Origin of the sequence: Corynebacterium haematomassiliense (assembly GCF_013978595.1) — a bacterium.
Classification (GTDB): Bacteria; Actinomycetota; Actinomycetes; order Mycobacteriales; family Mycobacteriaceae; genus Corynebacterium; species Corynebacterium lehmanniae.
Genome location: NZ_JACDTZ010000001.1, coordinates 700,970 through 726,118, shown reverse-complemented (window position 1 = coordinate 726,118; position 25,149 = coordinate 700,970). Strand labels below are relative to the sequence as shown.

General features: G+C 64.7%; 21 protein-coding genes. 8 read left to right on the top strand and 13 right to left on the bottom strand.

Going from position 1 to position 25,149, the window contains the following annotated elements; translation table 11 throughout:
- Positions 1-37: 37 nt before the first annotated feature.
- From ahpD to H0193_RS03495, 3 genes are all read left to right on the top strand, one after another.
- Positions 38-562 carry an alkylhydroperoxidase, AhpD family gene (gene ahpD / locus H0193_RS03505; RefSeq protein ID WP_181888572.1) on the top strand — a complete coding sequence of 175 codons (525 nt, stop codon included), beginning with the start codon at positions 38-40 and terminating at the stop codon, positions 560-562.
- Between the two features lie 231 nt (positions 563-793).
- Complete coding sequence (locus H0193_RS03500) at positions 794-1,462, top strand: ATP-binding cassette domain-containing protein (RefSeq protein WP_181888571.1); 669 nt, start codon at positions 794-796, stop codon at positions 1,460-1,462.
- A gap of 3 nt (positions 1,463-1,465) precedes the next feature.
- Positions 1,466-3,208, top strand: a complete 1,743-nt coding sequence (locus H0193_RS03495; protein WP_181888570.1) for an FtsX-like permease family protein — start codon at positions 1,466-1,468, stop codon at positions 3,206-3,208.
- Positions 3,209-3,418: 210 nt separating this feature from the next.
- On the opposite strand, the gene H0193_RS03485 is transcribed toward H0193_RS03495, so the two are convergent.
- The 4 genes from H0193_RS03485 to H0193_RS03470 form a co-directional block, all read right to left on the bottom strand.
- Positions 3,419-6,850, bottom strand: a complete 3,432-nt coding sequence (locus H0193_RS03485) for a bifunctional proline dehydrogenase/L-glutamate gamma-semialdehyde dehydrogenase (protein WP_181888569.1) — start codon at positions 6,848-6,850, stop codon at positions 3,419-3,421.
- A gap of 147 nt (positions 6,851-6,997) precedes the next feature.
- The gene (locus H0193_RS03480; RefSeq protein WP_181888568.1) at positions 6,998-8,245 is read right to left on the bottom strand and encodes an NAD(P)/FAD-dependent oxidoreductase; all 1,248 of its coding nucleotides are present in this window, start codon (positions 8,243-8,245) and stop codon (positions 6,998-7,000) included.
- 98 nt (positions 8,246-8,343) lie between these two features.
- Entirely contained in the window at positions 8,344-10,884 is a 2,541-nt protein-coding gene (locus tag H0193_RS03475) for a DEAD/DEAH box helicase (protein WP_181889597.1), read from the bottom strand.
- Positions 10,885-10,917: 33 nt separating this feature from the next.
- The gene (locus H0193_RS03470; protein ID WP_236883405.1) at positions 10,918-11,973 is read right to left on the bottom strand and encodes a PAC2 family protein; all 1,056 of its coding nucleotides are present in this window, start codon (positions 11,971-11,973) and stop codon (positions 10,918-10,920) included.
- Positions 11,974-12,192: 219 nt separating this feature from the next.
- Here H0193_RS03470 and H0193_RS03465 point away from each other — a divergent pair, with 219 nt between their 5' ends.
- Entirely contained in the window at positions 12,193-13,344 is a 1,152-nt protein-coding gene (locus H0193_RS03465; RefSeq protein WP_181888566.1) for a DUF4192 domain-containing protein, read from the top strand.
- A gap of 7 nt (positions 13,345-13,351) precedes the next feature.
- Here the strand turns inward: H0193_RS03465 and galE are convergent, their stop codons facing one another.
- From galE to H0193_RS03435, 6 genes are all read right to left on the bottom strand, one after another.
- On the bottom strand, positions 13,352-14,341 hold the full coding sequence (galE, locus tag H0193_RS03460; protein WP_181888565.1) for a UDP-glucose 4-epimerase GalE: 990 nt from the start codon (positions 14,339-14,341) through the stop codon (positions 13,352-13,354).
- 20 nt (positions 14,342-14,361) lie between these two features.
- Positions 14,362-15,039: an iron dependent repressor, metal binding and dimerization domain protein gene (locus H0193_RS03455; RefSeq protein WP_181888564.1), complete on the bottom strand. Its 678-nt coding sequence runs from the start codon at positions 15,037-15,039 to the stop codon at positions 14,362-14,364.
- Positions 15,040-15,176: 137 nt separating this feature from the next.
- Positions 15,177-16,178, bottom strand: a complete 1,002-nt coding sequence (locus tag H0193_RS03450) for a sigma-70 family RNA polymerase sigma factor (protein ID WP_181888563.1) — start codon at positions 16,176-16,178, stop codon at positions 15,177-15,179.
- Between the two features lie 113 nt (positions 16,179-16,291).
- Entirely contained in the window at positions 16,292-16,726 is a 435-nt protein-coding gene (gene dtd, locus H0193_RS03445; protein WP_181888562.1) for a D-aminoacyl-tRNA deacylase, read from the bottom strand.
- 16 nt (positions 16,727-16,742) lie between these two features.
- Positions 16,743-18,302, bottom strand: a complete 1,560-nt coding sequence (locus H0193_RS03440; RefSeq protein ID WP_181888561.1) for a DUF7782 domain-containing protein — start codon at positions 18,300-18,302, stop codon at positions 16,743-16,745.
- 26 nt (positions 18,303-18,328) lie between these two features.
- Positions 18,329-18,754 carry a DUF3099 domain-containing protein gene (locus H0193_RS03435; protein ID WP_181888560.1) on the bottom strand — a complete coding sequence of 142 codons (426 nt, stop codon included), beginning with the start codon at positions 18,752-18,754 and terminating at the stop codon, positions 18,329-18,331.
- 51 nt (positions 18,755-18,805) lie between these two features.
- Between H0193_RS03435 and H0193_RS03430 the strand changes: the two genes are divergently transcribed.
- From H0193_RS03430 to H0193_RS03420, 3 genes are read left to right on the top strand one after another with little or no spacing between them, the layout of a single operon-like run.
- Positions 18,806-19,060, top strand: coding sequence for a DUF3039 domain-containing protein (locus tag H0193_RS03430; RefSeq protein WP_063936916.1), 255 nt, complete (start codon positions 18,806-18,808; stop codon positions 19,058-19,060).
- Positions 19,057-20,823 (top strand): DEAD/DEAH box helicase family protein, encoded by a 1,767-nt coding sequence (locus H0193_RS03425; RefSeq protein WP_181888559.1) that lies wholly within the window; start codon positions 19,057-19,059, stop codon positions 20,821-20,823. The genes H0193_RS03430 and H0193_RS03425 overlap by 4 nt, the downstream gene beginning before the upstream one ends.
- A gap of 48 nt (positions 20,824-20,871) precedes the next feature.
- Positions 20,872-21,501 (top strand): DUF4190 domain-containing protein, encoded by a 630-nt coding sequence (locus H0193_RS03420; protein WP_181888558.1) that lies wholly within the window; start codon positions 20,872-20,874, stop codon positions 21,499-21,501.
- Positions 21,502-21,579: 78 nt separating this feature from the next.
- Here the strand turns inward: H0193_RS03420 and H0193_RS12295 are convergent, their stop codons facing one another.
- Complete coding sequence (locus H0193_RS12295; protein WP_181888557.1) at positions 21,580-23,091, bottom strand: RNA polymerase sigma factor; 1,512 nt, start codon at positions 23,089-23,091, stop codon at positions 21,580-21,582.
- Positions 23,092-23,256: 165 nt separating this feature from the next.
- A complete protein-coding gene (ppgK, locus tag H0193_RS03410; protein WP_181888556.1) occupies positions 23,257-24,015 on the bottom strand; it encodes a polyphosphate--glucose phosphotransferase in 759 nt (252 codons plus the stop codon).
- Between the two features lie 177 nt (positions 24,016-24,192).
- Here ppgK and H0193_RS03405 point away from each other — a divergent pair, with 177 nt between their 5' ends.
- Positions 24,193-24,486 carry a DUF4193 domain-containing protein gene (locus tag H0193_RS03405; RefSeq protein WP_181888555.1) on the top strand — a complete coding sequence of 98 codons (294 nt, stop codon included), beginning with the start codon at positions 24,193-24,195 and terminating at the stop codon, positions 24,484-24,486.
- An 81-nt stretch (positions 24,487-24,567) separates the two neighbouring features.
- Here the strand turns inward: H0193_RS03405 and H0193_RS12290 are convergent, their stop codons facing one another.
- Positions 24,568-25,110, bottom strand: a complete 543-nt coding sequence (locus H0193_RS12290) for a DUF3093 domain-containing protein (protein WP_239306938.1) — start codon at positions 25,108-25,110, stop codon at positions 24,568-24,570.
- Positions 25,111-25,149 lie beyond the last annotated feature (39 nt).

The following is a 25,149-nucleotide window of genomic DNA, read 5'->3' as shown; positions in this document are numbered from 1 at the left end:
CTTTTTCAGTCAAACCCGTCCGGCAAAGGAGAACATGATGTCGATTGAGAACCTGCGCGGCGCACTGCCCGAGTACGCGAAGGACCAGAAGCTCAACCTCGGTTCGCTGACCCGCTCCACCGAGCTCAGCGAGCAGCAGCTCTGGGGTACCCTGCTCGCCTCCGCGGCAGCGACCCGCAACGCGAAGGTCATCGCAGAGATCGCTGAGGAAGCCAAGGAGCACCTCTCCGAGGAGGCTGTGGAGGCCGCGTACGGCGCCGCCACCGTCATGGCGATGAACAACGTCGCCTACCGCGCCAAGGGCTGGCTCGGCGACGATTACGCCAACGTGAAGTTCGGCCTGCGCATGAACATCATCTCGAAGCCGGGCGTGGAAAAGGCCGATTTCGAGCTGTGGTCGCTCGCTGTTTCCACCATCAACGGCTGCGAGCACTGCGCCGTGGCGCACGCCAACACCGTCCGCGAGGAGGGTGTGACCAAGGAGCAGGTCTGGGAGGCCGTCAAGGTCGCCGGCGTTGTCCAGGCTGTGGCCCAGGCAATCACCATCGAGGACGCCCGCTAAGCATTTACGCTTGATGACGGCACGACCTCCGGCAAGAACCCGCACGAAGCGGGGGCTGCCGGAGGTTTCGTCGTTTAGCGGGGCGGTTTAGAGACCCTTCCGGTTTTAGAGTGCGTTGATGTTGTCCTGTAGTTGTCCGGAGTGGATCGCAGCACCAGTACTTGGGTAATTGTCACTCACGATAAACGTGTTCGTGCAATTGCCGATAGTGTCTTGGTGCTCGGATAACGTATGCCCTCTAACAAGATGGGAACTGTGATGGTCGCAATAGTTTGGAATAAAATCTCTTTTCGATACTCGAAATATGGGCCATATATTCTGCGGGATGCCGCGCTGTCGTTGTCACGGCCTGGCATCTACGAAGTCCGGGGCCCATCGGGAAGCGGTAAATCCACGGTTCTGGATCTGTTAGCCGGTCTGCGCTCACCCAGTGAAGGCAGGGTAACCATCGACGGTAAACGGTTCGGAAAGGGCGCGGCCAAGAAGCTAACCTCGTGGCGGGCCAAGCACGTCGGGTACGCACCACAGGCACCGACCCTCCTGCCTAGCCTCAGCTGCCGGGAGAACCTCGAGCTGGCAGTTCACGTCGCCGGACGGGGCCTCGACGCCCAGGGCAGGGAAGAGCTGCTTGGCACGTTGGGCATGCAGCCTTTCGCAGAAGCCCTGCCGGAGGAGCTATCCGGGGGTCAACGCCAGCGCGTTGCGGTGGCCCAGGCACTAGCTTCCCAACCGGACTTGGTGCTCATGGATGAGCCCGTCAGCGCGCTTGATGGAGCGAATGTCGCCGTGGTCGAGGACTTGTTGCGCCAGTCGGCGAAGCGGGGAGCGATAGTGGTCTATTGCTCCCACCGTGAGCTTTTCGACGGGCAGGCAAAAACGCTGCTGCAGATGGGGGCATAGCCCATGAAGACCATGACTCCCACCGCCGCCTACCGGAGAGAGCTGTCGGTGACGGCGCGCCCCTTCATCGGGGCAATCGTACTGGCTGCGGTAGTAATAGGCATGCTCGTCGGCACCATCCTTTACGTCGCATTCTCGACTGGCGGAAGCAGCGACTTCAAGGCCGGCGTGACGAATATGAGCCTGATTGCGATCATCCCGGCATTCGCCGGGATCCGGTTGGCGCATAAGAATTCTATCGCGGACCACCGAAATACCGTGCAAGCGCTGCGGATTCTCGGCATAGGCAGGGCGTTTTTCACCAGGCACCTGCTCCTGCAAGGGGCGTGCCTGGCGCTTCTGGCAAGCGCTTCGGCGGTCGTGTTGGGACGGTTGTTAGCGACGCCGCTTTTCAAGGTGATTCTGCTAGGGCTCAACAAGCAGCTGCCAGATCACTGGGGCTCGCCCATTGACGTTGCCTGGTCGTCACTGCTGGTCTTAGTCCCCCTGTACCTCCTCGGCGTGGGGATTCTCAACGTCGACAAGGTGCTAGCCAAAACCGGGGATCGGGGAGCGGCGACAGTAGGTAAGTCCAAATCCTTGGTGGGGCTGGTTGGCTTAGTGCTCGCAGTGGTCAATGTTGCCGCGGGTATCTGGTGCATGGTGACGACTCCGCCAGGGCCTGTCGTGTTGATTTTCGTCTTCACCTTGCCGTTCCTCGCTGTTACACTTGCCGCCACCTTCGCCCGGGTGCTAGCTCGCTGGGCAGCCGCGGCGATCAAAAAGGTGAGCGGATGGTCGGCACCCGCGCTAGGCATCCGCTCCTCCGAAACCGTCGGGACGACCTCGAGGGTGGGGCTTGCTACCGCGCTCGTAGCCATTCCGCTGGCAGGCTTCACAGGTGCACAGACCGCGTTATGGGCGGCAAATTACGTAGGCTCCCAGAATTTCCAACCGGTCCCAGTCGTCGTTGGCCAAGATCTTCGCCTACTGGAAGCGCAGGAAGCAGACGGTGTATGTGAGGAGATCGGCGACGACTGCCGTGGGGTGGTCTACTGGCAGCCTTCGGACTTCGAATCCGCGGGGGAGACCTCCGTACCGATGGAGAAGGCGAATGACTATTCTCTGGCCGGATCGAATGACCACGTGATAGGGCAGCTACTCTCGCCCGCGGCGCCGGTGAAGGCTCACAGCCCCTTCTACCCAGACTTCATGGTCCCGTTCTCCGGTATTTCTAGCGAGTCTCCGGTCAAACCGGAATGGGGGCTTCCCGTGGTCGCAGAATCGGCTAGCGCACCGGATCATCTCCGGGTGGAGTCCGCGCAGGATTGGGTACGGCATGTGGATATGGATAGCCAGATCATGTACGGGCCTCACGGCGACGGAACCGCCGGCTTCGTCCCCACCGCGGCCTACACTTTGCTGGCGATCTGCCTGGTCCTCGCGGTCTCTGTGATGGGCAAGCGGGCCAATTTGCATGCGTTCTTCTCACCACTGCGTCTTCTGGGCCGTACCCAAGACGCGATCCAACGAGCAGAGTTCTGGGCAATCCTCTTTCCGTACTGTGTTGCCATGCTGACAGCGCTCCTAGTGGGCATCTGGTACACGGTCGCCGTCCATGTCGCAGTCTCGGGGTGCCCGGGGGCGCTGCTGCCTTACCTTCCCCCAGGGCTATGGGTGCTCTTTGTCCTTGTCTTCTTAGGCACGAGTGCGACTGCCTTCTTGCCAACTCCAGACAAGGACGAGCGTGGCGCAGATGCGCCCTAGACACTGGCGTGCCGGCGCCTAAAGAGGCTCTTCCGGTTTCCACTCCGGGCAACTACTGGACAACATCAACGCACTCTAAAACCGGAAGGGCCGGTTTAGAGCGGGCTGAGCACGTTGGTGGTCAGCGAGAACAGATCCTTCGGATCCTCAGGATCAGCGACCAGGTCGATGAACTCCTCGAACTCAGAGCCCGCCACAGAATCGCGGGTCTCAGTTCCGGATGCCAGCCGGATCGTGGATCACGCCGAAGCGGTGCAGCGTCGCGGAGACGGACTGCTCTAGCAGGTAGGGAAGGAGCTCGCGGCGCCCGTCGATGAGCACGGGCCCGTCGAACACCGCCGTGGCGACATCTCCGTAGAGCTCCTCAGGCGCGCGTCCCACCACGCGGATGCGGTCAGGCGTGCCGGTGACGGCGTGCGCGTCGACTTCGACATCGGCTGCCTCGAGCTCGCGCGCGATCGCGTCCGGGGCGACCACACGCACCTCAGTACCGGTGATCGCGGCGGCGAGCAGCTGGCGGTACACCTCGCGCAGCTGGTAGCCCTCGCCGACGTAGACCACCACCGGCTCCAAGGTGCTGCGGTAGCGGAAGATGTTGGCCTCGGAGCGCAGGCCGGAGTGGTCGTGGCCGCGGCCGAACTCGCTATCCCACGCGCGCTGGTCGTACTCGGCGGCGCGGGAAAGCCACCCGAAATCCTCGTCGCTGACGTTGGCACGGAAAGCGTCGAGAAGCTCCTGCACCCTCGCCGAGATGCTCACGCCTAACGACGGCGCCAGCTCCGCCCGCTCCCGCCACGTGCCCATCTGCGCGACGTAGTTCGGCCCGCCCGCCTTCGCGCCGGGGCCCACGGAGGACTTCTTCCAGCCGCCGAACGGCTGGCGTTGCACGATCGCGCCGGTGATGCCGCGGTTGACGTAGACGTTGCCGGCCTCGACGCGGTCGAGCCACGTAGTGATTTCCTCGCCGTCGAGGGTGTGGATGCCGGCGGTGAGGCCGAAGCCGGTGGAGTTTTGCCACTCGATCGCCTCCTCCAAGTCCTTGGCGTGCATGATGCCCAGCACCGGACCGAAGCACTCGTTCTGGTGGTACCAGGATCCCGGCTTCACGCCGTCGCGGATGCCGGGGGACCAGAACTTGCCCTCCTCGTCGAGTTTGCGGGGTTTCAGCAGCCATTTCTCGCCCGGCTCCAGGGTGGTCAGGCCGCGCTCCAGCTTCTCGCCTGGGGCTTCTATCAGCCCGTTCATGGTGGTGGACAGGTCGGTGCCCGGGCCCACCACGAGGGTGGAGGCTGCGTCGAGCAGCTGGTTGATCAACCGGTCGGACTCGCCGGCGGAGCCGACGAGGATGGCCAGCGAGGCCGCGGAACACTTCTGGCCTGAGTGGCCGAACGCCGACAGGTACAGGTCGTTGACCGCGAGGTCCGGGTCGGCGGACGGGGTGATGATGATGGCGTTTTTGCCGGAGGTTTCCGCCATGACGTTGAGCTTCGGGTTCCAGGACTTGAACAGCTGCGCGGTTTCGGATGCGCCGGTGAGGATGATGGCGTCCACGGCATCGTCGGTAAGCAGGGCCTTGCCGGCTTCGCCCTCGTCCGCGCGCACGTACTGCACGGTGTCGGCGTTAATGCCCTTGTCGGCGAAGACCGCCTGGATGCAATCCGTGATGAGCTTGGCGCACTGCGTCACCTGCGGTGCCGGCTTGAGGATCACGGCGGAGCCTGCGGCCAGCGACGCCATCACGCCACCGGTGGGGATGGCTACCGGGAAGTTCCACGGCGGGACGACCACGGTGAGTGTGTTCGGCTCGAAGTCCGCGGCAATCTCGTCGAGGTGGCGGGCGCTGTCGGCGTAGTAGGTGCAGAAATCGATCGCCTCGGAGATCTCCGGGTCAGACTGGTCCACCGTCTTGCCGGCCTCGTGCGCGGCGACCGCGACAAAGTCGCCGCGTCGTCGCGCAATCTCGTCGCCGATCGCGTCGAGGACGTCGGCGCGCTCGTGCGCGGAGAGCGCGCCCCAAGCCTTCTGGGCTTCCTGGGCGCGGGAGATGTGGTCGGCGATGACGGTTGGGTCCGTGAGTTCCTCACCGGTGTCCACAGCTGGCGGGTTTGTCAGGTGCTCGATTGCCCACGCGCGGTTGGCTTCGAGCGCCGGGTCCGTGTCCGGTTCGTTGAAGAAACGGCCGGTGGTCCCAGCGTCCGTGGCGACCTGGCGTCCGGTCTCGTTGGTGCGGTCCTGGTCCCGGTTCGGCCCGTTGTGCACGCCCCAGCGGTTGTCCACCGCCCAGCGGAAGACGCCCTCCTGCTCCCTGATCGGGTCGCGCTTTGCGGTCTTGGGGGCGAAGAGGGCGTGCAGGAAGTTCTGCGGCGCCGCGTTCTCCTCGAGGCGGCGCACGAGATAGCTCACCGCAACGTCGAAGTCGTCCTTGCGCACGACGGGGGTGTAGAGGATCTGGCGGCCGTAAGCCTCGCGCACGATCTGCTGCTGCGCCGGCGACATGCCCTGCAGCATCTCCGAGTCGAGCATGCCGGCGACACCGCGGCGCTGCGCCAGCTCGTAGGCGAGCGCGGAGGTGAACAAGTTGTGGGAAGCGATGCCGATGGCGACGCTGTCGGCGTACTCGGGGCGCACGATGAAGTCGAGCAGGCGGTAGTAGTTCGCGTCCACCTCGTCTTTGGTCAGGTACGGTGCCTGCGCCCAACCCTTGACCTCTGCGTGGTGGCGCTCCATGGACAGGTTCGCGCCCTTGACCAGGCGGATCTTGATCTTGGAGCCGCCGTCGGCCACGCGCATTTTTGCAAAGTCTGCGAGGTACTCCAGCGCGCCGAGCGTGTCGGGCAGGTACGCCTGCAGCACGATGCCGCCCTGGTAGTCCTTGAACTCGTCCTCGCTGAGCAGCTGGGTGAACACGTCGAGCGTGAGGTGGAGGTCGTGGTACTCCTCCATGTCCATGTTGATGAACACCTGGGGGCTGCGGTCGCGCGCGGCGCGGTAGAGCGGGCGGATGCGGTCTTTGACCAGGCGGACGCACTCGTTGTAGTCCCAATGGTTGAGCTGGGAAACCATGGATGAGGCCTTGACGGACACGTAGGTCACGCGAGGGTTCTTGATCAGGTTCAGGGTGCGCTCGGCGCGGTCCGTCGCCTCCTTCTCGCCGAGCACGGCCTCGCCCAGCAAGTTGAGGTTGAGCTGCTCGCCGCGCTTTTCCGCATTGTCGAGCAGGTTGTTCAGCGCGTCCGACTCCGCGTCGAGCACGAGGTGGCCGACCAGCTGACGCAGACGCATGCGCGCCGCCGGGACAACCACAAACGGCAAGAACGGGCCGACGAAAGCACCGGCACCGACGAGCAGGGCGTTGATGCGGCCGAGGAAGGACGCGTCGACGCCCCTGGTGATTGCGCGCAACGCGTTCGCGGCCACGCGGTTGTCTTCGGGGCGCATCACGCGGTCGACGAAGTCCATGGTGAAGCGGACACCGTTGTCGTCGCGAAGCATCTCGGCGAGCTGCTGTGTCTGGGCGTCGTCCGCATCGGCGTCGGCGGTCGCTTCCATCCAGTGGTACGCGCGGGTCACGGCCGCGTCGACCACATGATCGAGGTCAGCGGTGTTCTCGGGCGGAAGCTGGTTGGTGAGCAAGTTCGGCATATGTGTTCCTTACCACTAAAACAGTCCTATGTGACAACCCTCAAACTAATGCATATGTACGACGCAGGCCACTGATTTGTCAAAGATTCTCTGCGGGCATGAAAAAGCCCCGGAAAACACCGGTTTCCGGGGCTAGGGGAGGCGGGGTTAAAGGCCGCCGAAGGGGCCGCGCAACGGGTCAAACGGCGCGATGGTCTCGTCCACCTCGCCGGTCTCGATCTGCTTGGCCAGCATCTTGCCGGACAGCGGGCCGAGGATGATGCCCCACATGCCGTGGCCGCCGTTGGTGTACACGTTCGGTACCTTGGTCGCGCCCACCAGCGGCAGGCCGTCCGGGGTCACCGGGCGGGAGCCGACCCACTCGTCTTGGCGGTCCTCCCAATCGATGCCACGGAAGAACGGCTTGGTGGTGTGGATCATGGACGCGATTCGGCCAGGCTGGAACGGCTCGTCCGGGCCACGGAACTCCATCGTGCCGGCGATGCGGAAGCGGCCCTGGTACGGGGTGCAGGCGATCTTCGGGTCCGGAAGGTACACCGGGCAAGTTGCCGGCTCTGCGGTCTCCACGGAGAAGGAGTAGCCGCGGCCCGCCTGAATCAGCGTGGTCACGCCGAGGTCCTTGGCCAGTTTCGGCAGCCACGCGCCGGTGGCCAACACGACGTTGTCAGCGTGCAGCCACTCGCCGGTGGCCAGCTTCACGGCCGGCTTGCGGGTGGAGCTGACCTCCACGACCTCCACGCCGGTGGTGACCTTGCCGCCGCGCTCCACGATGGAGTTCGCGATTGCCTGGCAGTACGGGCCCGGCTCGATGAAGCGCTGGCCGCCCATGCGGTACGTCGCACCCACCTTGTCGGTGAGCATCGGGGCGTCCGTGCGGGCGTCGTCAAGCGTGATCTGCTCGAACGGGATCTCCTGGCCGTGGCGCTGGGCGCCCTCGACCTCCTTGAGGAAGCCGCTGGCCTTCTTCTCGTTTTCGAAACCGATGATGAACGGGCCTTCGTGGGTGGTCGCCTTCACGCCGCCGGCCTCGAGCTCGTCGAAGGCCGCGAGCGCGCCGAGATCGGCCTTGGTCAGGCCCGCCATCGTCTTGTCCCAGGCGCGGCCGGTGGCGTGCGCCATGAAGTTGGCGCAGAAACGCCACAGCTTCGGGTCGATGCGCACCGGCACATCGAGCGCGGCGTGCTTATCAAACAGTGCGGTCGGACCGTACGCCCACAGGCTCGAGTTCGACAGGGGAATGGTCTTGCCCGGCGCCAGCCAGCCGGCGTTGCCCCAAGACGAACCGGCGGCGACGTCGATGCGCTCGAGCACCTCCACCTCATGGCCGTACTCCTGAAGATGCCACGCGGTGGAAAGGCCGGTCATGCCGGCGCCCACGACGATCGTGCGGGTCATTTATGGTCCTCCTCACAAATAAAATCGATTGTGTTGAGGGCAATGTACCGCAGCGCATCCGTCGCCGCCCCGCATTTCGCCTATCGACGTCCCTTCGGTTACCCCCCTTTGACCACCAAGGCGGAAAGCCGCACTTCACCGGCCTCATCGGAGGCATCCAGATCGACAGTGCCGTGTAACTGGAAGGCGTTGTCGCCCTCCGGGTCCTTGATGATCTGCGAGACCTCCCAGAACCGGCCCGTGGTGTCCGCAAGGCGGAAAAACTCCGGCCCGCGCGCGTCGGGGCCCAAGTCCACATCGGCGTACTCGTCGAAGTAGTCGTCCATCGCCGCCGGCCAGTCCACACGCGCATCCGGTTCCAGGTAGTCCAGCATCTCCGCTAGCTGGTCCTCCTTCTCGTAGGCGAACAGCTCCACTAGGCGGAAGAAGTAGTTGCGCACCATGATGGTGAAGGCACGGCGGTTCGCAGTAAGCGCCGTGGGGTCCTCCACGCCGAAGGCGAGCTCGCGGTCGATGGTGTCCTGGCTCACCGGCTGGTCGTCTCCAGTCATGTGCGCCCACTCGTCGATGAGCGAGGAATCCACCTGCCTGATCAACTCGCCGAGCCAGACGACGATGTCCTCCAGCTCCTCGTTCATGTACGCGTCCGGGATGGAGTAGGACAGGGTGCGCCACGCGTCGGTGAGGTAGCGCAGCACCACGCCCTCGGAGCGGGCCAGCCCGTAGGTGGCAATGAGGTCCGAGAACGTCATCGCGTGTTCGATCATGTCGCGCACCACGGACTTCGGCGACAGTTCGAATTCTTTGGCCCAGGGGTTGCCCTGGGTAAACGTGTCGAAGGCCTCGTCCAGCTCGTCGGCGAGCGGTTTGGGGTAGGTCACGTCCTCGATGATCGCCATGCGCTCGGTGTAGTCCACGCCCTCGGCTTTCAGCGCCGCGATCTCCTCGCCGCGGGCGGCGGTTTGCTGGGCCTGCAGCAGCTGGCGCGGGTCGTCCAAAATCGCCTCGAACGCGGAAATCACGTCCAGCGTGTAGGTCTCCGACTCCGGGTCCAGCAACGTGAGAAACGCCAGCGCGAAAGGGGACAGCGGCTGGTTCAGCGCGAAATCGCGGTCCAGCTCCTGGGTCAGGGTGTATGGCCGGTACGCGGGAGAATCCGGCGTGCGCTCGACGACCCCGGCGTTGATCAGCCCGCGGAACAGGTTGACCGCCTGGATGATGTCGCGGTTCTGTTTCGCCCGCGGGTCGTGGTTCGTGCGCAGCAGATGGCGCATGTGCTCGTAACCGTCGCCTGGGCGGGCGACGACATTGAGCAGCATCGAGTTAGACACCTTGAACTGGCTGGTCAGCTCCTCCGGCTCGGCCACCTTAAGACGCTCGAAGGTGTTCTCGGACCAGCTGACCTCGCCGTCGCGTGCCGCCTTTTTGCGGATCTTCTTCAGCTTCTTCGGGTCGTCGCCTGCCTTGCGACGCAGCTTCACGTTCTCGATCTCGTGCTCCGGGGCCTCGACCACGACTGTGCCCTCGGTGTCGTAGCCCGCACGTCCGGCACGCCCGGCGATCTGGTGGAACTCGCGGGACTTCAAGATGCGCTGGCGGGTGCCGTCGAACTTGGCCAGGCCGGTGATCAGCACCGTGCGGATCGGCACGTTAATGCCTACGCCCAGGGTGTCGGTGCCGCAGATGACTTTTAGCAGTCCGGTCTGGGAGAGCCGCTCCACCAGACGGCGGTACTTCGGCAGCATGCCCGCGTGGTGCACACCGATGCCGCGGCGCACCAGTTTGGACAGGGTTTTGCCGAAGGTCGTCGTAAAGCGGAAGTCCCCGATCTCGTCCGCGATGCGCTGCTTCTCCTCAGGCGTGATGATGTTCATGCTCGTCAGCGCCTGCGCCCGCTCCGTGGCCTCGCGCTGGGAAAAGTGCACCACGTAAATTGGCGCCTTGTTGTCTTCGAGCAGCCCCTCGATGGTCTCGTGCACCGGGGAGAACACGTAGTGGAAGTCCAAAGGCACCGGGCGCTCCGCGCCGCCGACGTACGTGGTCTTGCGGCCCGTGCGCTCAGTGAGGTCCTTCTCCAGCCAGGCGGTGTCGCCCAACGTGGCGGACATGAGAAGGAACTGCGCCTTCGGCAGCTCCAGCAGCGGTACTTGCCACGCCCAGCCGCGCTCCGGCTCCGAGTAGTAGTGGAACTCGTCCATCACCACCTGGTCGATCCGGGCGTCCTTGCCTTCGCGCAGCGCGATGTTGGCCACGATCTCGGCGGTGGCAGCGATGATCGGAGCGTTCGAGTTCACGGACGCGTCACCCGTCATCATGCCGACGTTCTCCGCGCCGAAAATCTCGCACAGCGCGAAAAACTTCTCGCTCACCAGCGCCTTAATCGGTGCGGTGTAAAACGTGCGCTGGCCGCGCGCCATCGCGATGAAGTGCGCGGCGTTGGCTACCATCGACTTCCCCGAGCCGGTCGGGGTGGCCAAGATGACGTTGTCGCCCGCAAGCAGCGCGAGCGACGCCTCCTCCTGCGCCGGATACAGCGAGATGCCGCGGGATGTCGTCCACGAATTGAACGAGTCCCACACGGCGTCCTCGAACAGCGATTCGGGGGCCTGCGCAATGTCTTCAAGCAAATCGGTCAGCATCACAGCATTCACCGTAGCCGACCGGCCGACACGCTAACGGGGGTCGTCGCCGTAGCCGTCCCCGTCGGAATCCCCTTGGTCGTCGTCAAGCGAACGCTCGGGAGCCGAAGGATCGATGAAGAAATGGTCGCGCAGGCGCTGATCCGTCTCCTCGCTGTGGGGGAGGCTGCGCTGCTCGTTGCGGTCCCGGTCCTCGATGGCGGTGAGGTAGTTCTCAAACGCCTCGCTGATCTCCTCGCCGCTAGGCATCTGTGCCTCGCCCGGCATCATCGCCTGCGGGTGGCGGTCGCGGTACTCCTGCATCTCCCGGTCGTAGTGCTCCTCCAGGGCCTGCACCACATTCGTGATCTCGTCCGAGTTATGCGTCTGCTCCGCCAGCTGCTGCGACACCCGGCGCATATCCGCCTCCAGGGAACGCAGCGGGAACTGCAGCTTGGTGGAATCCTCCACGGACTGCAGCAGCTGGAACGTCGCGTGAGGGTACGGCGAAGCCGCTACGTAGTGCGGCACGTGCGCGGTGTAGCCGGCGACCGGGCGGCCGCGCTTGTGCAGTTCCCGCTCGATAAAGACCGAAGCGGAACCAGGCACGCTGACCATGCCGTCGAATGTGAACATGGAGCCGACCAACTCGCGGTCGTTGCCGTGGGCGGAAACCACCAGCGGGCGGGTGTGCGGAGCACCCATCGGAGCCGCATAAAGGCAGATGGTCTTGCTTACGCCAAACCGGTCCGCGAGATCCGCCACCGCACTACTAAAAGCCTCCCAGCGCAGGTCCGGCTCCGGGCCGGAGAGGAGAAGGAAGGACTGGCCCTTCTCGTCGCGAACGACGCGCATATCTAGTTGCAGGTCCGCAACATCGGTGATTTCGGCGTGCGACAACGTCACCGTCGGCCGGCGGGAGCGGTAATCGATCAGCTCGTCGTTGCTAAACGTCGCCACTGTGCGCGACTCCAGCGCGGCCTTCAAGTGGTCGGCCGCGGACTCAATGGCGTGGCCCGCATCGGCGTAGCCGTGCATCGCGACAATAAGGGCAGGGCCGTTGTTTGCCTCCCCGCTCACCTGCGGCGCGGGGTACTCAAGTTCGTACATACGACGTTCCTGCGTCATGGTCTTCGGCCTCCTGAAATTGCTCGCCTTCCCGGCTTTCGTGCTCCACCCACACAACGGTTGGCGTCGCGGAGTATTCCATTGTGCCCGACCCGCAACCGGAAGTTGGCACCCACGGCCTTAAGGGTTGCGTACGAAGAGGTGTGAAGAAAACTTCGCTCCCGCATGGAACCGGTGCGCCCCTTCGAGCGTCTAACAGTTATGGATATTCAGCCACAACCGCACGAAACAAACCATCCGACCAGCCCGATCTCGCCGTACCCGAGCGCGCAGTTGCTCCGCTCGCCGGCACAACTCATCGCCTCCATCCCGGCCGCGCTCGGCTACTTCCCAAACGAGGCAGTGGTGCTCATCAACGCGTACAGCCCACCGGGAGCTTCACCGACCTTGGAAATCGGGGCCTACCTCGACGCCGACGTGGGAAGCACCGAGAGTATTCAACGCGCACTGCAACGCATCCCTCTCGCCCGACATGTGGCCACCTTTGCCGTAATTGTCACTCGGGTGCCGGAGTCCCAAATGGTTGCGGTGGCTGCGGAAGGGTTGCGAATGGCGGCGGACGCATTCGGCGAGATCGTCGAAGCCTGCTGGATCGTCTCCGAAATCGCCGACGGCACGCACTACCAGTTGGTGTTCGGACCCGACCCGGACACCGCCAGTGCAGTCTGGGAATGGAGCGCGGGCTACGAACAAGGCACGGTGACCTCGGTGGCAGCGGCAGAACCGATGCGCCCGTTGATCGACCACGGAGTGCTGCCGGAGCTGCACAAGGGCGAAGTGTTCTCCCACTTTGCCCCGGTCTTCGAGCCTGATGTGGAGACAGGGGAGGCTCTCGCGCCCGCCGCGTACACGCGCGGCGCTGAATTGTTCCAACTGGTGAAGATGGCTCCGAAAGCCGCGCGGGTCCAGATCAAAAGAGCATGTAGCGTCTACGCCGCCGCACCGAACGCGGGGCTGATCGACATCGACGGCAGCCTCATTATCGACGACGTGTTTACCAGCCAGGACGACGTCGAGCTGTTCGCCGCCATGCTGTCTGGAAGTAGATTGCGCGACTTCCTCATTCTCGACGCGCTGGAACGCCCGCGGGCGGCCGGAGCGGTGCTGTTGACCATCGCGCGCAATTTCCGCGGGGAAATCAGGGCGAACGCGCTGTGCCTGTGGGCCATGATCGCCTTGTCGCAGGGACTCATCGGTTGGGCCAGCGCGGCGCTGGAGTGTGCAGAGGGGGAGCTGCCGGGGCACAACTTGACCGCGTTGTTGGGCGGCGTGTTGGACATCGGGCAGGGCCATTCACTACTCGAGCTGTGTCGCCAGGGGTGCCTAGACACCTGGAGCGAGCTCGAGGGGTAATGCGCGTCTAGCGTGCGGAATGCGACCGGTCCCCGAGCTGGCGGGTGAACTCCCAGGCGTCTTCGACGATGGTGCGCAGCTGCGTCCGCGTCGGGTTCCATCCGAGGGCGTCGCGGATCTTCTCCGAGGACGCGATCAGCGTCGCCGGGTCGCCTGCACGGCGCGGCGCCACCTCCGCCGGGATTGGGTGGCCGGTGACCTCGCGGCAAACCTCGACCACCTCGCGAACGGAGTACCCGTCGCCGGAGCCCAAGTTGTAGATCTGGTGCGTGCCGGGGGAGTTGGCTTCAAGCGCGAGCACGTGCGCGTCTGCGAGGTCCCGGATATGGATGTAATCGCGCACGCACGTGCCATCCTTCGTGGGCCAGTCGTCGCCGTACATCATGATCTTGTCGCGGTAGCCCATTGCCACCTGCAGCACGATGGGGATCAGGTGCGTCTCCGTGATGTGGTTTTCGCCGATGCCGTTGTACGCGCCGGCGACGTTGAAGTAGCGCAGGCTGGTTGCGCCAAGGCCGTAGGCGTTGCAGTAAGAGGTGATGGCGTCATCGATGGCCAACTTCGTCGCGCCGTACGGGTTGGTCGGCCGGGTGGGAGCGTCCTCCGTAATCGGCACCACGTCAGGTTCTCCGTAGGTGGCGGCAGTGGAGGAAAAGACCAGCGAATTCGCACCGTGGCGGCGCATCGCATCGAGCAGAGCCAGCGAAACGTCGAGGTTGCCGTGCCAGTACTTGGCGGGGTCCTCCATGGACTCGCCGACAAGGGACCTCGCCGCAAAATGCAGCACGCCGTCCACCGGTGCGGCGCCGTCTGCGGCGAGCACATCGTCGATGACGTCGCGGATCTCACCTTCGACAAACGTGGCGCCTTCCGGAACGGCGTAACGGTTGCCGGTGGACAGATCGTCCACGACGATCACTTCGTGTCCCGCTTCGAGCAGGGTGGCAGCGCATACGCTGCCCACGTAGCCGGCGCCGCCGGTGACAACAAGCTTCATGGCAGTCCTTTCCGTGCTGGCTAGTCTTCGCGCTCCACGCGAAGGGCATGCGAGACATCCGCGGTGAGAACGAAAGTCTCACCCTTATCTGTGGACACCTCCAGTGCGCCGTCTTCCAGCGGCTGCAGTTCCACCGTCTGGCCCACCAATTGGCCGGCGGCCCTTGGCAGTGCGCCGTCCTGCAGGATCTCGCTGATCTGCACCACCTTTGCGCGCACAGGTTCCTTGAGCCGGAGGTCGCTGGCGCGGGTGCCCGCTTGGTCGGCGGTGCTGGCGGCTGCGCCGAGCTCGTCGAGTGCGGGGATTGGGTTGCCGAAGGGGGAGCGGTCCGCGTTGTCCAGCACCGCGACGACGCGGCGCTCCACATCTTCGCTCATGACGTGCTCCCACCGGCACGCCTCCTCGTGGACCTGGGCGAGGTCCAGCTTCAGCACGTCCGTAAGCAGGCGCTCTGCAAGACGGTGCTTGCGCATCACGGCGGTGGCGCGCCGGCGCCCCTCATCGGTCAGCGACAGGGAGCGGTCGTGCTCGACCACGATCAGTCCGTCGCGCTCCATGCGAGCCACCGTCTGCGAGACGGTGGGGCCGGATTGCTCGAGGCGTTCCGCGATTCGCGCGCGCAGCGGCGTAATGCCTTCCTCTTCCAGTTCGTAGACGGTGCGCAGATACATCTCTGTGGTGTCAACGAGGTCACGCACTGTGATGCTCCCTTCCAATCGCGGTGCTGGCTCGGGGTCCAAAAACCATGTGGCAACACTGTAGCCCAGCACCCGCGGCGGTACCGGTGAACCTCATGCGGGGCGCTGGGCTGTAAACGTGTGCTGACTGCGGCAGCTTAGAGCGCGTAATCGCGCAGGCGGTCGGCACGCTCGCCGGCGCGCAGCTTCGCCATCACTTCGCGTTCGATCTGGCGGACGCGCTCGCGCGACAGGCCGAACTGGCGGCCGATCTGGTCCAGGGTGCGCGGCACGCCGTCGGTCAAGCCGTAGCGCATGCGGATGACGTCCTGCTCGCGCTGCTCGAGGCCGTTAATGATGTCCTCGATATCGTCGTGGCGCAGGGTGGTCACCACCGCGTCCTCGGCATCGGTGGCCTCGGCGTCTTCGATGAAGTCGCCCAGCGGCGCCTCCTCGTCGGCACCGACCGGCATGTCCAAGCTCACCGGGTCACGCGACTGGCGCAGCAGCATCTCAATCTTGGATTCCTCGATGCCGGATTCCTCCGCCAGCTCCTCGTTCGTGGGCTCGCGGCCCAGGGACTGGTACATCTCACGGCGGATGCGGGACAGCTTGTTCACCTGCTCCACCAGATGGACTGGGAGGCGGATCGTGCGGGACTGGTCCGCCATGCCTCGCGTGATCGCCTGGCGGATCCACCACGTGGCGTAGGTGGAGAATTTGAAGCCCTTGGAGTAGTCGAACTTCTCCATCGCGCGGATCAGGCCCAGGTTGCCTTCCTGGATCAGGTCCAGAAGCGGCATGCCGCGGCCGGTGTAGCGCTTCGCCAGCGACACCACGAGGCGCAGGTTGGCTTCCAGCAGGTGGGCGCGCGCCTTGCGGCCTTCCTTCGCCAGAATCTTCAGGTCGCGCTTCTTCGCGCGGGTGAGCTTCACCTCCGGATCGTCCAAAAGGCGCTGCGCGTACAAGCCGACCTCGATCTGCTGGGCGAGTTCGACCTCCTCCTCAGCGTTGAGGAGGGCAGTCTTGCCGATGCCGTTGAGGTAGACGCGAACAAGGTCCGCAGAAGGGTTGTCGTTTGTCTGGTTCCTCCGGCTACCGCGGTCGACGGTCTCTTCGGATTCCTTGGTTCCCTGTGCAGCGTGATCCGGTTGGGTCATGTGGCAACGCCTCCTCGGACTAGGTGGAAAAGCTGGGTGGGACAGCTGGGCAGTCTAGATGGGCAACGTTCAGCTGTCGCCCAGTGTTCCCGCCCGCGGGAAATATATTCAGGTCACGCTTCGACGATCACGGTGAAGGGACCGTCGTTGACGCTTTCGACCTGCATATGCGCACCAAATCGGCCTTCCTCGACGTGGATGCCGCGCGAGCGCAGTGCCTCGGCAATATTGCCGATCACCGGTTCCGCGACGTCGCCAGGTGCAGCGTCGCTCCAGGACGGGCGCCGTCCTTTCGCCGTGCGGCCCATCAACGTGAACTGGCTGACCAGCAGCACCGGAGCGTCAGCATCCTCCACCGACCGTTCGCCGTCGAGAATGCGCAGTTCCGCGATCTTGCGCGCAACCGTCTCCCACGCATCGTCCGCGTCCTCGCGGCCCGCGCCGACGAGAGCGAGGATCCCGCCGGTGTCGGGACAGTCGATCGCACCGACGGTCTCGCCGTCCACGGTCACGGACGCGCTTGTCACACGCGTGAGTACTGCTTTCATTGCTGCTCCGTTCTGTTTAAAGGTGAGTCAATTGCGCAATTTCAGCGGGAAGGATCAGCCCGTGGCGCACAAGGTCAACCACAGCGCCCGCCGCATCCGCTTCAAGTTTGTCGACGTCCTCCGGTTGCCCCAGCCCGCGCGATGCCGCGTACAGGCTGACAACGTCCCGTAACGGCAGTCCGTTCGGGTGCAGTCCCGAGATCAGCGAGAGGATGCCAGCGTCGATGGTGTGGGAAAACCGCGGCCCGTCGGTGCGGGTGATGCGCAGTGTTTCATCGGCGAACCCCATCCCGAGCTCGGTGTCGGCGAGCTTGATGTCTTCCAGCGCTACCGTCGGCCGGACCACATAGTTCGCGTCGAGGACGTCGTCGCGGTCCTTGCCGCGCAGCCAGGCGGTGCGGGTGAAGTACTCTTCCGCTTCCGGGCCGAGCGGGTCTGTGAACGGCTGGGACAGTTCCTCGCAGGTGATCTCGCTGGGAGCGTCGCCGATGTCTTCCAGGAGGATCCAGCCGAAGCCCACTGCGTGGACGTCGTTGTCGGCAAAGTGGTCCAGCCACTGCACGGTGCGCGCGACGCCCTCGTCAGAGCGCGGATCGATGGATTCGTCGCGCAGCCACGTGGAGACGTACATGCCGGGATCGACCACATCGCGCTGCAGCACCCAGGCGCTCACGCCGTGGGACGGCAGCCAGGACGCGACCCTGGCCTGCCAGGACTGGTCGAGCACATGCACCCACGAACCAAGGATGAACGCGCGGCCGCCCTCGGCGAGGTGCTCCGGCGCCTGGCCGAGCACCAGCTCAGTTGCGCCGTCGAGGTCCAAACCAGAATCGCGGTAGACATGCCCCACCTCCGGTAGCCCCACCACAAACGGCGGGTTGGCCACGATGCGGTCGAATCTCTCGCCTTGCACCGGCTCGAACCATGCGCCCTCGCGCAACTCCACGTTGTCCACCCCGTTCGCCCGCATGGTCGCCTCGGCGAACTGCAGCGCGCGGGCGTGGACGTCCGTGGCCACCACGCGCGTGGCGGCGTCCGCCTGCGCGAGCGCCTGGATGCCGGAGCCGGTGCCCAAATCCAGCACCGAATCCACCGGAGTGCACGGTGTCGCGGACAGCAGCGACAGCGACGCCGAGCCGACGCCGAGGACGTGGTCGCGGCCCGGGACGTGGTCCGTCATGGACGCGTCGAGGTCGGAGAGCACCAGCCTCGGCTTGCCGGCCACCACGTGGGGGCGCACGTCAACGGCGATGCGGTACGTGGACGAGTCGGCGACGGGCAGGACCAGGTGGTCGTCGATAAGCGAAAGCGCAAGTTTCGGGGTGAGCATGTCGCTCAACGCCTCCGCTGTGGCGGGGCGGCGCAGCAGGAAGAACCGGATCAGGCGCGACAAGCGCGCGTCGTCGGAACACGCCGCCAGAACGACACCCGGCTCACGGCGGTAGAGCGCCTCGGTCGCCTCCGGGCCGAGGTGGGCCGCGACGCCGTCGGCGCTGAAACCCGCCGCGTCGAGTTCTGCGGCAAGCGCCTGGGCAACTGCGGGAAGGTGAGGGGAGAGATCATCTGGGGCAGTCACGCAAAAACTCCTGCGGTGCGAGGGGGCTATTCGTCGTGGTCGATGATAGCGGGGGAGCTAGACCGGTCCTTCTCCGCCGAATCCAGCGCCGTGCGTTGCTGCTGCGCCAGCATCTGCTGCTCCTGGCGCGCCACCGCCGGCTTGTACACATTCTTCTGACGGGTATCCCGGACCTCGCCCTGCGCGTTGCCGCGCACGACGGCGATCCACGGCAGCGGGACAGACACCACGAACAAAATGCCGGCGAGCACCCACCAGTTCGCCCACGCCGCGGCCACCGCCGCGACGATGAACGGCAGGCGCAACCCCTGCAAGACGGCGTACTGCTTCTCGCGCGACTGCCTGTTTTGCTCCGGGGTGTAGGAAGCGTCCGTGATCAGCGCGCGGGATCTCCTGCCCCGGCGTGAGTGGCGGGAGGCGCGCCCGGTGGATGTGTGGTCGTTGGCGCTCATGAACTCTGAGGTTAGCCCTCCGGCTTAACCTCTCGCCCAAATTGGGGCATGATGGTTGCCGTGAATACGACGACGAAGACGCTCGAGCGCCCGGACCTCAGGGAAGACACCTCGTCGACCACGGACGACGGCACCCCCAAGTTCTTCCACTACGTGAAGAAGGACCAGATCGTCGATTCCGCCATCTCCGGAAAAATGGTGGTGGCGCTGTGCGGCGAGACCTTCCCGGTGAAAAAGCAGGCCAAGCCCGGGTCCCCGGTTTGCCCTGACTGCGAGCGGATCTACAAGGGGCTGCGCCGCAAGTGACCGCCGCGACTTCTGGGCCCCAGCTGCGCAAATGGCAGCAGGAGGCCCTTGATTCGTTTCTCCGCGACAAGCCGCGCGACTTCATGGCCGTGGCAACCCCTGGCGCGGGCAAAACCACCTTCGCGCTCACCCTGGCCTCTCGCCTGAAAGAGGACAAGACTGTCCAGCGTATCATCGTGGTGGTGCCCACGGAGCACCTGAAGCACCAGTGGTCCGACGCGGCGAAGCGCTTCGGGCTGTCGTTGGACCCGAACTTCACCAACTCGTCCGCGGTCAACGCCTCCTACGACGGCATCGTGGTCACCTACGCGCAGGTGGGCATGCACCCCTTCAAGCACCACGCTGTGGCTTCTGCCCGCCGCACGCTGGTGATCTTGGACGAGATCCACCACGCCGGCGATTCCAAGAGTTGGGGCGACGGCGTCTACGAGGCGTACAACGATGTGGAGCACCGACTTGCGCTGACCGGCACACCGTTTCGTTCCGACGACTCGCAGATCCCGTTCGTGCGCTACGTCGAAGACGGCGAAGGGCACTTGGTCTCGGAGGCCGATTACACCTACGGCTACTCGCATGCGCTTGCCGACGGCGTGGTGCGCCCCGTGGTCTTCCTCGCGTACTCGGGTGAGGCGCAATGGAAGGACTCGGCGGGCGAGGAGTATTCCGCCCGCCTTGGCGAGCCGCTCAACGCCGAGCAAACCACCCGCGCCTGGCGCACCGCGTTGGACCCGAAGGGCGACTGGATCGCGGCTGTGCTCTCCGCGGCGCACACCAGGTTGATGAAGATCCGCGCCAACATGCCGGACGCCGGCGGGTTGGTCATTGCCACGAACAAGACCACCGCCCGCGCCTACGCGAAGATCCTGGGGACATTGTCCAACACCCCGGTCACTGTGGTGCTGTCCGACGAGCCGGGAGCGTCGGAGCGTATCGACGAGTTCTCCGCCTCCCGCGACGAGTGGATGGTGGCGGTGCGCATGGTCTCCGAGGGCGTGGACGTGCCGCGCCTGTCAGTTGGCGTCTACGCCACCTCAGCGTCCACTCCGCTGTTCTTCGCGCAGGCGATCGGCCGTTTTGTGCGCTCGCGCATGCCGGGCGAGTCCGCCTCGGTCTTCCTGCCCTCCGTGCCGGTGCTGCTGCGACTGGCGGAGGAGATGGAGGTCTCGCGCGACCACGTCCTGGGCAAACCTCACCGAGAATCCGGCTGGTCCGACGAGCTGCTGGATCAAGCAAACCGCACGCAGACCGAGCCGGACGACATGCCGTCCTACGAATCCATCGGCGCGTCCGCCGAGCTGGACTCGCTGATTTTCGACGGCTCGACTTACGGCACGCCCACCCAAGCAGGCTCCGCCGAAGAGCAGGACTTCCTCGGCCTGCCCGGCCTGCTCGACGCCGACCAGGTGCGAACGTTGTTGGCCAAGCGGCAAAGCGACCAACTGGATGCCCGCGACGCCGAGGAGCGGGCGCGCAGGGCAGAGGAGCGCAAGGCCCGCGAGCGTGCGGAGGTGCTTGGCGAGCCGGTGAAGAAGCCCGTCCCGGCAGAGGAAGCGGCAGCTGCCTCTAACGCCACAACCGCCGCGGACGAAATCCCCGCGCTGCGCAAGGAGCTCAACGCCCGTGTGGCCATCGCCGCCGGGAAGACCGGCCGGCCCCACGGCGCGATCCACACGGAGGTGCGCAAAGCCTGCGGCGGGCCGCCCACCGCGCTGTGCAACGCCGAGCAGCTGCGCGAGCGCATCGCCTTCCTGCGAGACTGGTAGCCCCACCGGTAGGGTGGCGTGCACCGCAATGAAACGAAAGGAATTGTGATGAGCACCCCTTACAACGGCCAGAACCCGAACGGTCAAAATCCGAACGGCCAGAACCCGTACGGTGAAAACCCCTACGGTGGCGGCCAGTACGGCACCAACCCTGCTGGCGGCCACCCGGAGGGCGTTTCCAACTATGGCGACTACACCGCCCCCGAGCAGCTGCAGCCGGACTACACCCGCGGCGAGCCTGGCCACGCCGGTTACGGCATGGCCGGCAGCAACTACAACCAGCCGCCGACGTCGTACGGCTACGAGGCAGCACCGCCCCAGCAGAACAACGGTGTCGCCCTCGCAGCGATGATCCTGGGCATCCTGTCCTTGCTGGGCCTGCTCTTCCTTTTCCCGGGCCTCATCCTCGGCGTGATTGCGCTGATCCTGGGCATCGTCGGCGTGAAGAAGGCCAACTCCATCATCGGCCCGGGCTCCCGCAAGGGCATGGCGATCTCCGGCATCGTCATGGGTGCCATCGCCACCATCCTGTCCGCGCTGATGCTCATCTTCGGCATCTCTGTGGCGAAGCAGCTGCTGGACGACGGAGTCATGGAGGCGTGCGAGCAGTTCCAGGGCGATAACGAGCAGTACCAGTCCTGCATCGAGGACGAGATTGAAAAGAGCCTGAACAACTAAGCACTTTGCTTTTCGACGGCTAACGCCCCGACCACGAGCGGTCGGGGCGTTTACGCGTTTCGGGCCAAAACCAGGCTGTTAGTCCAGGTAGTCGCGCAGCACCTGCGAACGGGACGGGTGGCGCAGCTTCGACATGGTCTTGGACTCGATCTGGCGGATGCGCTCTCGAGTCACGCCGTAAACCTGGCCGATCTCGTCGAGGGTGCGCGGCATGCCGTCGGTAAGCCCGAAGCGCAGGCGCACAACGCCTGCCTCGCGCTCGGACAGGGTGTGCAGCACGTCCTGCAATTGGTCCTGCAGCAGGGTGAAGGACACCGCGTCCACCGCCACGACAGCCTCGGAGTCCTCGATGAAGTCGCCGAGCTGGCTGTCGCCCTCGTCGCCGATGGTCTGGTCGAGGGAGATCGGCTCGCGGGCGTACTGCTGGATCTCGAGGACCTTCTCCTCGGTAATGTCCATTTCCTTCGCCAGCTCAAGCGGCGTGGGCTCGCGTCCGAGATCCTGCAGCAGCTCGCGCTGGATACGGCCGAGCTTGTTGATGACCTCGACCATGTGCACCGGGATACGGATGGTGCGCGCCTGGTCCGCCATCGCACGGGTGATGGCCTGGCGGATCCACCAGGTGGCGTAGGTGGAGAACTTGTAGCCCTTGGAGTAGTCGAACTTCTCTACGGCACGGATCAGACCCAGGTTGCCCTCCTGGATCAGGTCCAAGAAAGCCATGCCGCGGCCGGTGTAGCGCTTCGCAAGGGAGACCACCAGACGAAGGTTCGCCTCCAGCAGGTGGTTCTTCGCCTTCCGGCCGTCGCGCGCCACTGCGCGCAGATCGCGCTTCACCGCCGGGGTGAGCTTGGCGTCCTTGTCGCCCTCCGCGGCGGCGCGCGCCATCTCGTCGAGGCGGTACTGCGCGTACAGCCCAGCCTCGATGCGCTTGGCCAGGGACACCTCCTGCTCAGCATCGAGCAGGGCAACCTTGCCGATCTGCTTGAGGTAGGCGCGCACCGAGTCGGCCGAGGCGGTCAGCTGCGCATCCTTGCGCGCCTGGCGCAGCGCGGCAGATTCCTCGATGTCCCAGACAGAGGAGCCCTCGTCCTCGTCTTCTTCGTCCTCGTCATCGTCGCCGTCTTCGCCGAGGTCGTCGTCATCCTCGCTGTCGTCGCCGAGAGCACCGTCGATATCCTCGTCGAAGGCATCGTCATCGTCGCCGATCTCCGCATCGTAATCCGCGTCATCGCGGTCGGAATCCTGATCGTCCAATTCGTCCGCGCCGCCGGTGACGGACTGAAGCTCGTCGTCCAGCTCGTCGGCATCGCCCGCGGCGCTTTTCGCGGCCTTGGTCGCCTTCTTTGCTGTGGCTTTCTTCGCCGTCGTCTTCTTGGCAGTTTTCTTGGCAGACTTTTTTGCGGTCTTCTTCGCAGTCTTCTTAGCTGCCTTCTTCACCGTCTTTTTGGCGGTCTTCTTCGCGGTTTTCTTCGCAGCTTTCTTGGCTGTCTTTTTCGCGCTGGACTTGGCAACGCTGCCTGCGCCGCCGTCGGACGAAACCGCAGTCACGTCGTCGGCACTGTTGCTTGAAGCTTGGCTGGCTACCACGTACGCCCTTTCGAGTCAATCGGACCTTACCACTGGCAATCCAGGGTACGTATGCGTCCCGAAATTTTCAGAACGCCAATATTAACAGTCGTCCGAGCGGAGTATTCCTTCCCCCGCGGACTGACCGTTTAACGGCAACCACCGTACAACAACCTTCAGGCTGGTCTACGGTGCGACATGGTTCTGGGCGGCCATCGCTGCCCCCACGATTCCTGCACGGTTGCGCAACGCTGCTGGAACAACCGGGGTGTCCACCGTGAGCAATGGGACCCACTTTTCGGAATGGCGGGAAATCCCGCCGCCGACGATGAACGCGGCCGGGTTGAACAACCGGTCGTACTCGTGGAGCACCTTATCCACACGTTTGGCCCACTTCTTGTAGCTCAACTCCTCCCGGTCTTTTGCCGCGGAGGAGGCGAGGTGCTCTGCCTCGGTGCCGTCGATAAGCATGTGCCCGAGTTCGGTGTTGGGGAACACCGTGCCGTCCATGAGAAACGCCGACCCGATGCCGGTGCCGAAGGTGAGGAAGATGACTGCCCCCTTGCGGGCGGCCTCATCGCCGAAGGCCACCTCGGCGATGCCGGCCGCGTCCGCGTCGTTGAGCACAGAGACGGCATCGCGGCCCAGCGCTTGGGTGAACAGGTCGTGCACATTGGTGCCCACCCACGATTCATCGATGTTGGCAGCGGTGCGCGCGACCTGCTGCGTCACCACGGAGGGGAGGGTGACCCCGACGGGGCCGTCCCAATCGCACTGCCGGACAATTTGCGCGACCACTTCGGCCACCGCTTCCGGCGTTGCCGGCTGCGGCGTAGCAATCTTCACGCGTTCGCTCACGAATTCGCCGGTGCGCAGATCCACTACGGCCCCCTTCACGCCGGAGCCGCCCACATCAACGCCGAAACCTAGGGCCTGTTCTGTCATGCAGTGAAGTGTACAAACGTCACGGCAGTTCCGCCTTGCTACTGCGCATCGCGACTGAAGTTTTCTGCTTCTGAGCAGGAAAGATGACAGGGCTATGTGTTTGACCTAGTATTCCGCTCAAATAACGACATTCAGGCCCCTCCCGGGGCGACCACGCTGAGCTGGAGGACACACACCATGGCCACCGATTACGACGCGCCTCGCCGCCGCATGGACGACGAGATTGAGACCGATTCCTTGGAAGGTCTCAAGGCTGCTGAAGTAGCTGGCAGCAGCATGGACGACGATGGCGAGATCGTGGAACCGGTGGAGCCTCCGACCCAGGACCTCTCCGGCGAAGAACTCAACGTCGAGGTCAAGCCGCGCCAGGACGACGAGTTCACCTGCGCGTCCTGCTTCCTCGTACAGAAGAACAAGCGCCTCGCCTACACCGAGGAAGACGGTTCCAAGATCTGCCTCGACTGCGAGTAGGCAGCTGCTTATCGACGGCTAAAGGGCGGCCCCATCCCGACAGATGGCGCCGCCCTTTGTTGTCTGCTGTGACGCTCCGGGCTACCCGGCGGTAGTGCCTGGCGCGAAGGCCGCCAGCACCGCTTCGGGGTTCTTCGAGGAGACCAGCCAGTACGGGGTGGGGTCCTCCGGGTCGTCCAAGACGATCAGCACGTGTTCGCTGACCCAGGGGCGCGAGACCAAATACGCCGCCGGATCCAGCTGGCGCCCCAACGCATTCTGGCGGGCGGAACCCGGCACCACCATCGAGCGTGAAACTACTGTGTTGGGCAGGTTCGCGTCGTCGACGAGCAGCCAGCGCGTGCCGTCCGGATCCTGTTCAACGGAGACTGTGGTGCGCGACAGCCAGAACAAAAACCACGCGAACAGGGCAGTGAACAGCACTAGCGGAACTGCGAACCACCACACGTTGCGGTTGAGGCCCAACTGCCCGGCGAGCAGCAGAGCGAGCCCGGCGAGGGCAGCCCACCAATACCAAGGCACCCACTGGCGCTCCGTGTACAACACCTTTGCCTGAGGTGCCGTCGCAGCCGGTGCTGCATTCTCGGAGCCGGGGTTTGAAGGGGTCGAAGCGGTCTCACTCACGCATTCCACAATAGGCGGGGCAAACGCAGGGACATACTT

What these genes read in the sequence shown, in the direction of transcription:
- H0193_RS03420 (WP_181888558.1), top strand. Translation starts at nt 20,872, where the DNA reads ATGAGCACCCCTTACAACGGCCAGAACCCGAACGGTCAAAATCCGAAC.
- H0193_RS03485 (WP_181888569.1), bottom strand. Translation starts at nt 6,850, where the DNA reads ATGCCGAACTTGCTCACCAACCAGCTTCCGCCCGAGAACACCGCTGAC.
- H0193_RS03495 (WP_181888570.1), top strand. Translation starts at nt 1,466, where the DNA reads ATGAAGACCATGACTCCCACCGCCGCCTACCGGAGAGAGCTGTCGGTG.
- H0193_RS03480 (WP_181888568.1), bottom strand. Translation starts at nt 8,245, where the DNA reads ATGACCCGCACGATCGTCGTGGGCGCCGGCATGACCGGCCTTTCCACC.
- ppgK (WP_181888556.1), bottom strand. Translation starts at nt 24,015, where the DNA reads ATGACAGAACAGGCCCTAGGTTTCGGCGTTGATGTGGGCGGCTCCGGC.
- H0193_RS03405 (WP_181888555.1), top strand. Translation starts at nt 24,193, where the DNA reads ATGGCCACCGATTACGACGCGCCTCGCCGCCGCATGGACGACGAGATT.
- ahpD (WP_181888572.1), top strand. Translation starts at nt 38, where the DNA reads ATGTCGATTGAGAACCTGCGCGGCGCACTGCCCGAGTACGCGAAGGAC.
- H0193_RS03475 (WP_181889597.1), bottom strand. Translation starts at nt 10,884, where the DNA reads ATGCTGACCGATTTGCTTGAAGACATTGCGCAGGCCCCCGAATCGCTG.
- H0193_RS03435 (WP_181888560.1), bottom strand. Translation starts at nt 18,754, where the DNA reads ATGAGCGCCAACGACCACACATCCACCGGGCGCGCCTCCCGCCACTCA.
- dtd (WP_181888562.1), bottom strand. Translation starts at nt 16,726, where the DNA reads ATGAAAGCAGTACTCACGCGTGTGACAAGCGCGTCCGTGACCGTGGAC.
- galE (WP_181888565.1), bottom strand. Translation starts at nt 14,341, where the DNA reads ATGAAGCTTGTTGTCACCGGCGGCGCCGGCTACGTGGGCAGCGTATGC.
- H0193_RS03465 (WP_181888566.1), top strand. Translation starts at nt 12,193, where the DNA reads ATGGATATTCAGCCACAACCGCACGAAACAAACCATCCGACCAGCCCG.
- H0193_RS03500 (WP_181888571.1), top strand. Translation starts at nt 794, where the DNA reads ATGCCCTCTAACAAGATGGGAACTGTGATGGTCGCAATAGTTTGGAAT.
- H0193_RS03450 (WP_181888563.1), bottom strand. Translation starts at nt 16,178, where the DNA reads ATGACCCAACCGGATCACGCTGCACAGGGAACCAAGGAATCCGAAGAG.
- H0193_RS03430 (WP_063936916.1), top strand. Translation starts at nt 18,806, where the DNA reads ATGGTTGCCGTGAATACGACGACGAAGACGCTCGAGCGCCCGGACCTC.
- H0193_RS03470 (WP_236883405.1), bottom strand. Translation starts at nt 11,973, where the DNA reads ATGTACGAACTTGAGTACCCCGCGCCGCAGGTGAGCGGGGAGGCAAAC.